The sequence below is a fragment of the Candidatus Poribacteria bacterium genome (assembly GCA_021295755.1).
Lineage (GTDB): Bacteria > Poribacteria > WGA-4E > WGA-4E > PCPOR2b > PCPOR2b.
This window is the reverse complement of record JAGWBT010000251.1, coordinates 1-2,817: the sequence shown is the minus strand read 5'-3', so window position 1 is coordinate 2,817 and position 2,817 is coordinate 1. Positions and strand designations below refer to the sequence as shown.

Below are 2,817 nucleotides of genomic sequence, written 5' to 3'. Positions count from 1 at the left end.
ATCCGCATTGTCATAGAACTCAAGCGTGGTGAAATCGCTCAGGTTATTTTAAATCAGTTGTATAAGCATACACAGATGCAAACGAACTTCAGCGCGAGCCTTCTGTGTCTTGTAGATGGGCTCCCGAAAGTTCTAACGCTTGAGGAGATTCTGCGCCACTATCTTGAGCATCGACGCGATGTGGTTCGCCGACGGACACAATTTGAACTGGACCGTGCCGAGCGAAGAAATCACATTCTTGAAGGGTATCTCTTAGCACTGCAAAACCTTGAGGCAATTATAGAACTTGTCCAAACTGCTGAATCCCCGCAAGCCGCGGAGCAAGAACTTCGGGATGCATACCAACTCAGCGAGCAGCAAGCGAGAGAAATTCTCACGATGACGCTCCGCCAGTTGACAGGTCTTGAGCGCCAGCGTATCCACGATGAATACACAGAAATATTAGATCGTATTGCCGAGTTTCGCGCGATCCTTGCCAGTGAAACGCTGATAACAGATATAATCCGAACAGAGCTCGGAGCTCTCAGGGAAACGTACGGCGATGAGCGACGAACCGAAATTACGAGCGAAATCAAAGAATTTGAAGTGGAAGACCTTATCGCTGATGAAGAGATGGTCGTCACGCTATCGCATGCCGGTTACATCAAACGGTTACCTATGGATACCTATCGTAAACAGCATCGCGGTGGCGTTGGGATTAAGGGAGCTACAACAAAGGATGGCGACTTTTTGGAGCATATCTTTGTTGCTACTGCGCACCAAAACATTTTGTTTTTCACAGATTTGGGCAAATGTTATACGTTAAAAGTCCACCAAATTCCTGAAGCGCGTCGCCAATCCGCCGGACGTGCAGTTGTTAATCTACTCAAGTTGGCGCAAAACGAGAACATTACCGCTTATGTTACCGTATATCTGAAAGCACTGATGCCGGCGAGGTTACAGCGAATAAATTTGTCTTTATGGCGACACAACAAGGCATTGTCAAAAAGACAGAACTCGCCAGTTTTGAGAACACGTTGTCGAATGGGATTATCGCTGTTAAACTTGATGATGGTGACAAACTCATTGGCGCGCAAGTAACAGAAGGCACTTCCGATGTCATCCTTGTTACTCACAAAGGTACTGCCATTCGGTTTAATGAGAAAGATGTCAGATCCCTTGGGCGCAATACGCGCGGGGTCCGTGGCATAGAACTCGGTGCTGAGGACTTTGTAGCACAAATGGTTATTGTTAACGGCGAGGGGACTGAAGCGGAAGAAACCGAACAAAAGACTGCTAAGGAAGATGACACCTTGTTGATTGTCACGGAAAACGGGTATGGCAAGCGTACGGCTGTCTCTGCTTATCGCTCCCAAAAACGCGGTGGGAAAGGTATCATCGCCATCGGAAAGTCAACACGGAACGGTGCAGTTGTCGCTGCAAAACGCGTCGCAGATATTGATGAACTCGTTCTCATTAGTTCAAATGGGTATGTTACCCGAACAGCTGTCGGCGACATTCGGCGTATCGGACGCAATACCCAAGGGGTGCGCATCATGGCACTTCAAGCCGACGAGACACTTGTTGATGCCGCTAAAATTGAACTTTCATCTTCTCTGCTTGAAGATGCGTAGGATTTATAGTGGATTGTCACACACGGAGGAAAAATGAAATATCTTGGTATGCTCACGATTTTTGTCTTTGTCATGGCGAGTTTTGTCTTAGGACGCGGTTTGCACGCCCAAACAGATGTACTCGCTGATGAGACACCCGAGTTAATCCCGGTCACCGATGCTAATACGGCGTTAAACGCCGACATGGCACGCGCAGCGGATATCTATGCGAAACTGATGTGGGCTGCCTATTGCAGAACCGGTGAACGCAACATTCGCAAAAGCAAAGCCGCCTACGATGCGTTAATTGAGGAATTGGAGCTGGACGGTGAATCCATTGAAGGAAACCAAGTTTTATCTGCCCGCGGTCTCAGTTTCATCTATGCAGAGCGGGCTGCGCTTCGATTTTCAAGATTACAAAATATTAACGGTGCTGAAAATGATATCAGGAAAGCCATTGAACTTAACCCTAAAAGTGTAGATGCGAAATGGATCCTTGCCCAAATACTAAAGGAACGGTTCCGTTCTTCAATAGATCAAAACGGACGTGGAAACCGGAAGACAAAGGCATTAGAAGAGGAGATGCTTTTAGTCGGGCAGCAAATTATTGAATTAGATCCTGACCACGGTGAAGCACATGACTATCTTGGTGGCATCGCTCGCTATCTCGGCAAGATTGATCTGGCAATTACGTCTTACAAAGCACTTACCCGCATTCTCCCCTTTAGAGCCGAATACCATTGGCAGCTCGGAAATCTCTATGAAAGTCAAAACCGTCTTGCCGAAGCTTTACAGTCCTATGAAAGGGTCATAACCATCCATCCGGAACAAATAAGTGTGTGGAATCGCTTGGGGCAACTTTACCTTCAAACTGGAAACGATACGGCAGCAGTACGCTCTTTTCTCACCGTTTTGGAATCAATTGAAAGCGGTACTGTACGCCCTCCATCTCGGAACAGCAGTTGGATAGAAGTTGAGGCACACAGTGGTATCAGTCTTGCCTATCAGGCACAAGACAATTTTGAAAAAGCTGAACATCATATCACAAGCGCAATTGCCTTATTAGAAGAACGTGCGCTTTCAATACGGGGTGGGAATCGTACCAGCCGCGCGAGAAGTAGCGAACGCATTGAATTGGCTGTCCGTATCAGAGATGCCCGTTACACACTTGCACAGATTTATCTTAGATTCAACGATGCCCAAAAAGCAGTAGGCACCTTTGAAA

The 2,817-nt window shown here is 47.1% G+C and carries 3 protein-coding genes; all 3 read left to right on the top strand.

The genetic code is table 11. From position 1 onward, the window contains the following. Positions 1-1,080, top strand: a 1,080-nt coding sequence (locus J4G02_23035) for a DNA gyrase subunit A (GenBank protein MCE2397383.1), incomplete at its 5' end; no start/stop codon positions are given. Further along, positions 1,017-1,613 carry a hypothetical protein gene (locus tag J4G02_23030; protein ID MCE2397382.1) on the top strand — a complete coding sequence of 199 codons (597 nt, stop codon included), beginning with the start codon at positions 1,017-1,019 and terminating at the stop codon, positions 1,611-1,613. The genes J4G02_23035 and J4G02_23030, both read left to right, overlap by 64 nt. Positions 1,614-1,646: 33 nt before the next feature. Next, positions 1,647-2,817 (top strand): tetratricopeptide repeat protein (locus J4G02_23025; protein MCE2397381.1); only part of this gene is annotated, 1,171 nt, incomplete at its 3' end.